The sequence below is a fragment of the Nonomuraea sp. NPDC050691 genome, from assembly GCF_040654455.1.
Lineage (GTDB): Bacteria > Actinomycetota > Actinomycetes > Streptosporangiales > Streptosporangiaceae > Nonomuraea.
Genome location: NZ_JBFAIA010000292.1, coordinates 1 through 6,009 on the forward strand (window position 1 = coordinate 1; position 6,009 = coordinate 6,009).

General features: G+C 73.8%; 6 protein-coding genes. 5 read left to right on the top strand and 1 reads right to left on the bottom strand.

All coding sequences use genetic code 11. The features are described from left to right. Positions 1-299: 299 nt before the first annotated feature. The 3 genes from AB0H81_RS43460 (at position 300) to AB0H81_RS43470 (ending at position 2,616) form a co-directional block, all read left to right on the top strand. Positions 300-1,010 carry a pseudouridine synthase gene (locus AB0H81_RS43460; RefSeq protein ID WP_358387977.1) on the top strand — a complete coding sequence of 237 codons (711 nt, stop codon included), beginning with the start codon at positions 300-302 and terminating at the stop codon, positions 1,008-1,010. A gap of 73 nt (positions 1,011-1,083) precedes the next feature. Further along, complete coding sequence (aroH, locus tag AB0H81_RS43465) at positions 1,084-1,443, top strand: chorismate mutase (protein WP_358387964.1); 360 nt, start codon at positions 1,084-1,086, stop codon at positions 1,441-1,443. Between the two features lie 51 nt (positions 1,444-1,494). Next, positions 1,495-2,616: a prephenate dehydrogenase gene (locus tag AB0H81_RS43470; protein ID WP_358387967.1), complete on the top strand. Its 1,122-nt coding sequence runs from the start codon at positions 1,495-1,497 to the stop codon at positions 2,614-2,616. A gap of 66 nt (positions 2,617-2,682) precedes the next feature. On the opposite strand, the gene AB0H81_RS43475 is transcribed toward AB0H81_RS43470, so the two are convergent. Beyond that, positions 2,683-3,522 (bottom strand): glycosyltransferase, encoded by an 840-nt coding sequence (locus tag AB0H81_RS43475; RefSeq protein WP_358387969.1) that lies wholly within the window; start codon positions 3,520-3,522, stop codon positions 2,683-2,685. 235 nt (positions 3,523-3,757) lie between these two features. On the opposite strand from AB0H81_RS43475, the gene cmk reads away from it, so the two are divergent. Both cmk and der read left to right on the top strand, forming a co-directional pair. Further along, entirely contained in the window at positions 3,758-4,492 is a 735-nt protein-coding gene (gene cmk, locus AB0H81_RS43480; protein WP_358387972.1) for a (d)CMP kinase, read from the top strand. Positions 4,493-4,523: 31 nt separating this feature from the next. Continuing rightward, on the top strand, positions 4,524-5,939 hold the full coding sequence (gene der, locus AB0H81_RS43485) for a ribosome biogenesis GTPase Der (RefSeq protein WP_358387974.1): 1,416 nt from the start codon (positions 4,524-4,526) through the stop codon (positions 5,937-5,939). The last annotated feature ends 70 nt before the right edge of the window (positions 5,940-6,009 follow it).

Here is a 6,009-nt window from a genome sequence, read left to right on the forward strand (position 1 = left end):
CGATCTAGCCGCGCGGCTCCCGCCGCGACGGCGTCCAGACCATCGGCCGCCCCTCCTCCGGAGGCCGGCCCTCGTCCGCGGGCGGCGGCTCGCGGCGTGACGGCTACGGCGGCTCCGGCTCCTCCGGCGCCGGCCGTTTCTCCCGGGGCACGGGCAGTGGCGCGCAGACGGCGGGCCGCGGCGGCGAAGCGCCCCGCGACCGGTTCAAGACGGCCCGCCAGCCCCTGCGCGACCGTGACCTCTACCCCGAGGGCTACACCGACGAGCGCGACACCACCGAGGTCCCCGACGGCGTACGCCTGCAGAAGGTCCTCGCCCAGGCGGGAGTGGCCAGCCGCCGCGCCTGCGAGGAGATGATCGGCGACGGCCGCGTCACCGTGAACGGCCAGGTCGTGCGCAGGTTCGGCGCCAAGGTCGATCCCGCCACGCAGGTCATCCACGTCGACGGCAAGCGCATCCCGACCGCTCCCGACCTCGTCTACTACGCCCTGAACAAGCCCATCGGCGTCGTGTCCACCATGAGCGACCCCCAGGGCCGCCCGTGCCTGGCCGACTACGTCGAGGAGCTGGCCCCGCGCCTGTTCCACGTGGGCCGGCTCGACACCGAGACCGAGGGGCTGCTGCTGCTCACCAACGACGGCGAGCTGGCCAACCGGCTGACCCACCCCAGCTACGGCGTGCAGAAGAAGTACTGGGCCAAGGTGCCGGGTCCCATCCCGCGCGACCTCGGCCGCAGGCTGAGGCAGGGCGTCGAGCTGGAGGACGGCCTGGTCAAGGTGGACAGCTTCACGATCGTGCAGGAGCACGGCCAGCAGGCGCTGGTCGAGGTCGTGCTGCACGAGGGCCGCAAGCACGTGGTGCGGCGCCTGCTGGAGGAGTCCGGCCACCGGGTCATCGACCTGGCCAGGATCGAGTTCGGGCCGGTCAAGCTCGGCCGGACCAAGCCCGGCACCGTGCGCGCGCTCACTCTGAAGGAAGTGGGCGAGCTTTACGCGGCCGTGAAGCTGTAATCTGATCAGAACGCAGGAGCCCGTGCGGAGGTTCGCACGGGCTCCACCGCTTATGTAGAGGGGACAGATCACCATGGTCCGGGCGATCCGCGGCGCGATCCAGGTGGACTCCGACGACCGTGACGCCATCATCGAGGGCACGACCGAGCTCGTCGCCGCGTTGATGGAGCGCAACCAGCTCACCACCGACGACGTGATCAGCGTGCTGTTCACCGCCACACCCGACCTGAAGTCGGAGTTCCCGGCGCTGGCGGCGCGTAAGCTGGGCTTCCATGAGGTGCCGCTCATCTGCTGCACCGAGATCGACGTGCCGGGCGCGCTGCCGCGCGTGGTGCGGCTCATGGCGCACGTCGAGACCGACAAGCCGCGCTCGGCGATCCAGCACGTCTACCTGCGCGGCGCCGTGGCCCTGCGCCAGGACATCGCCCAGTAGCGGCGCCCTTCCACCCGGCCCGGCTCACCCGACATCGACCAGGACATCGACATGGCCTCCGAACTGCGTACCGTGCTCGTCGTCGGCACCGGCCTCATCGGCACCTCCATGGCGCTGGCGCTGCGCGGGCAGGGGGTGCGCGTCCTGCTCGCCGACCGCGACCAGGGCGCGATGCGCCTGGCCCGCGAGCTGGGCGCGGGCGAGGAGTGGCACCCCGCTCCCGCCGCCGATGCGGGCGGCGCGGCCCCGGCCGGCGGTGAGCGGGTGGACCTCGCGGTGATCGCGGTGCCGCCCGCGCACGTCGCCACCGAACTGCTCGCCCTCCAGCGGGCCGGCGCCGCCACCCACTACACCGACGTGGCCAGCGTCAAGGCCCTGCCCATCGACGAGGCCCGCCGCCTCGGCTGCGACCTGGGCGCGTACGTCGCCTCACATCCGCTGGCCGGACGCGAGAAGTCCGGCCCCGGGGCGGCGCGGGCCGACCTGTTCCTGGGACGGCCGTGGGCGCTCTGCCCCACCCCCGAGAGCTCCACGGAGGCCAGGGCGGCGGTGCTGCGCCTGGTGGAGCTGTGCGGGGCCAACCCCGTCGAGGTGGACGCCGGCGACCACGACCGGGCCGTCGCCGTGGTCTCCCACGCGCCCCACGTGACCGCCTCGGCCGTGGCCGCGCGCCTTGCCGACGCTTCCGAGGTCGCGCTCGGGCTGGCCGGGCAGGGCGTGCGCGACGTCACCCGGATCGCGGGCGGCGACCCCGGCCTGTGGCTCGGCATCCTGTCCGGCAACGCGGCGCCCGTCGCCGAGGTGCTGGAGGCCGTCTCGCGTGACCTGGCCGAGGCGGCGTCCGCGTTGCGGGCGCTGGCCGAGGGCGACGGCACCGCCTCCACCGACATCACCCAGCTCCTCAAACGGGGCGTCGCGGGCCACGGGCGCATCCCGGGCAAGCACGGCGGTCCCGCCTCCTCCTACGTGGTGGTCCAGGTGGTCATCGGCGACCGTCCCGGCCAGCTCGCCAAGCTGTTCCAGGTGTGCGACGAGGTGGGGGTCAACGTCGAGGACGTGCGGCTGGAGCACGCGCCGGGCCTGCCGCTGGGCATCGCCGAGGTGTCGGTGCAGCCGGACGCGGCGCCCGTCCTCACCCGGGCCCTGCATGAGCGGGGCTGGCAGGTCCCCTGACCCCGGCCCGTACCGCAGTGACATGCGGGGCCCGGATGCCGTGGCCTTCCCCGGGGATGTCCGGGGTCATCTGCCGTCCTCCAGCAGGCGGCGGGCCCGTTCGACCGCGGGGGGCAGCTCGCGCCGCTGGGCCAGCGCCGGGCGCAGCCTCGGAACGGCCGTGCGCAGCCCCCGCCAGCCGTTCGGGCCCTGCCGGAGGGCGGCCAGCGAGCGGCGCGCCACGACGCTCCACGGGCGGCGCAGCACAGCCGTGAGCACGGAGTTGCGGGTGGCGAGCTCCTTGCGCCCGCGCGGGTCCCTGGACGGCGACGGATGGTGGTGCGCCACGACGTCGTCGACGTAGGCGAGCCCCCAGCCCTTCGCGGCCAGGTCCACGGCCAGGCGTTCCTCCTCGCCGAAGAAGAAGATCACGTCGTCGAACCCGCCGGCCTCCAGGAACGCGTCCCTGCGCACCACGGCCCCGCACGCGAGGAAGCCGAGCACGCTCGGGCCGGGCAGGTCCGGATCGCGGCCGAGCGGGGAGCGGGCCATCTCCTCGCACACCGGGTCCAGGCGCTCCTCCGGGCCGACCAGGACGCGGGCGGCCAGCACGGCCAGGCGCGGGTGCGCGTCGAGGACGTCCGCCGCGCGGGCCAGCGCGCCGGGCGCCCACCAGGAGTCGTCGTCGGCGAAGGCCACGTACGGGGTGCCCGCCATGCGCACGCCCACGTTCCGGGCGGGGGCGCCCAGGTTGCGCCCGGCCTCGACGACGGTGACGTCCGGGAAGTGGCGGCGGACGAAGCCGGGGCTGCCGTCGGTGGAGCCGTTGTCGACGAGGACGGCGGGGCGCGGGTGGTGGGGGAGGGACCCGGCCAGCGCGCGCCGCCGATTCCTGGTGGCCACCACCACCGTCACCCGTCCGTCCATGTACGGTCCCTTTCCGGAATGCCCTCCCTTAGTCGTCCCCCGTGCGGGGGCGAGTGCGGGGGTAGGCCGGGGTGCGTGCGGGGATGGCTCCGGAATGCGGGCGGGGGTGGGCGGGGTGCGCGCGGACGCCGGAAGGGGCGTGAGGCGGTAGCCTCTTCAGGTCGAGTGAACAGCGTGGACCGCTTCAGGCCGAAGCGGCCTGTTCAGGTCGGGACAGCGTGGAGAAGGAGAGGCCGTGGCCGGTCTGGTCGTCGCCATGGACGGCCCTTCGGGGTCGGGCAAGTCGAGCGCGTCGCGCGGGGTTGCCAAGGCCCTCGGGCTGCGCTACCTCGACACCGGCGCCATGTACAGGGCGATGACCTGGTGGGTGCTGGAGCAGGGTGTCGACCCCGCCGACACCGACGCGGTCGCGGCGCGGGCCGTCGAGCCCGAGATCGTCTCCGGCACCGACCCCGACGCGCCGTCGATCCACGTCGACGGCGTCGACGTGGCGGGCCCCATCCGGGGCTCCCGGGTCACCGGGGCCGTCTCGCTGGTCGCGGCCGTGCCCGAGGTGCGGGCCCGGCTCGTGGCCCTGCAGCGGCAGATCATCGGCGAGGGCGGCATCGTGGTCGAGGGCCGCGACATCGGCACCGTCGTCGCGCCCGACGCCACGCTCAAGATCTACCTGACGGCCAGCGCGGAGGCCCGCGCGCGGCGCCGCCACGCGGAGCTGTCCGGCGCCGCGCCGTCCGGCACCGGGGCCGAGACCACCACGGTGGAGGCCCAGCAGGCCGAGCTGGCCAAGCGCGACACGCTCGACTCGACACGCAAGACCGATCCTCTCTCGATGGCGGATGGCGCCGTCGAGCTCGACACCACCGCGCTCGACCTGAAGCAGGTCATCGCGGAGGTGCTGAGACTGGTCGAGGAGCGGGGCGGTTCCGCGGCGCGGAGCGGCCCTGCCGGCCACCACTACGAGCGCGCCTGAACGGTGCGGGACTCACTAAGGATGAAACATCGTGTCTACGGGGGACTGGGTCGAGGCTGAACTCGACGACCTCGCATTGTCCGAAGACCACGACGACAGCGGCCCGCTGCCCGTCGTCGCCATCGTCGGCCGCCCGAACGTGGGCAAGTCCACGCTGGTCAACCGCATCATCGGCCGCCGCGAGGCGGTCGTCGAGGATGTGCCCGGCGTCACCCGCGACCGGGTGACCTACGAGGCCAACTGGCGCGGCAAGCGCTTCACTGTCGTCGACACCGGCGGCTGGGACCCCGACGCCACCGGCATGGGGCTGCGCATCGCCGAGCAGGCGCAGGTCGCGGTCGAGCTGGCCGACGTCATCGTGTTCGTGGTCGACGCGACCGTGGGCGCGACCGACGCCGACGAGATCGTCGGCTCGGTGCTGCGCCAGGCCGGCAAGCCGGTCATCCTGGCCGCCAACAAGGTCGACAACCAGCAGCTCGAGCTGGAGGCCGCCGGGCTGTGGGGGCTCGGCCTCGGCGAGCCGTACCCCGTCTCGGCCCTGCACGGCCGTTCCAGCGGCGACCTGCTCGACGTCGTGCTCGACGCGCTGCCGGAGACGCCGCGCGAGACCTTCGCCACCGAGCGCGGCCCGGCCCGGGTGGCGCTGCTCGGCAAGCCCAACGTCGGCAAGTCCTCGCTGCTGAACAAGCTCGCCGGTGAGGAGCGGGTGCTGGTCGACCCGATGGCCGGCACCACCCGCGACCCGGTGGACGAGCTGATCGAGCTGGGTGGGCGCACCTGGCGCTTCGTCGACACGGCCGGCATCCGGCGGCGCGACCGCGAGCTGCAGGGCGCCGACTTCTACGCGGCCATGCGCACCCGTTCCGCGCTGGAGCGCTCGGAGGTGGCGGTCGTGCTCATCGACGCCAGCGAGCCGCTCACGGAGCAGGACCTGCGGATCATCGGCCTGGTGATCGAGTCGGGCCGGGCCATGGTGGTGGCGTTCAACAAGTGGGACCTCGTCGACGAGGACCGCCGCTACTACCTGGAGAAGGAGATCGACCGGCAGCTCGTGCGCACCCCGTGGGCGCTGCGGGTCAACATCTCCGCCCGCACCGGCCGCCACGTCGAGCGGCTCGTCCCGGCCCTGGAGAAGGCGCTGGAGTCGTGGTCCACGCGAGTCCCCACCGCCAGGCTCAACGCGTTCCTGACCGAGCTGGTGCAGCAGACGCCGCCGCCGGTGCGGGGCGGCAAGCAGCCGAAGATCCTCTTCGCCACCCAGGCGTCGGTGGAGCCGCCGAAGTTCGTGCTGTTCACCTCGGGGTGGCTGGAGGAGACGTACCGGCGCTTCATCGAGCGGCGCATCCGCGAGGAGTTCGGCTTCGCCGGGTCGCCGATCGAGGTGACCATGAAGATCCGGGAGAAGCGCAAGGGCGGCGGCGCCTCCTCCTCCCAGCAGCGCAAGTAGCCGGCCCCGGGGGCGCCCAGTGCCACACCCCGGTCAGGGCCAGCAGCTCGGGGTCGGCCGGCGTGGGACG

Coding starts and splice junctions, on each gene's coding strand:
- AB0H81_RS43470 (WP_358387967.1), top strand. CDS start 1,495: ATGGCCTCCGAACTGCGTACCGTGCTCGTCGTCGGCACCGGCCTCATC.
- aroH (WP_358387964.1), top strand. CDS start 1,084: ATGGTCCGGGCGATCCGCGGCGCGATCCAGGTGGACTCCGACGACCGT.
- AB0H81_RS43475 (WP_358387969.1), bottom strand. CDS start 3,522: ATGGACGGACGGGTGACGGTGGTGGTGGCCACCAGGAATCGGCGGCGC.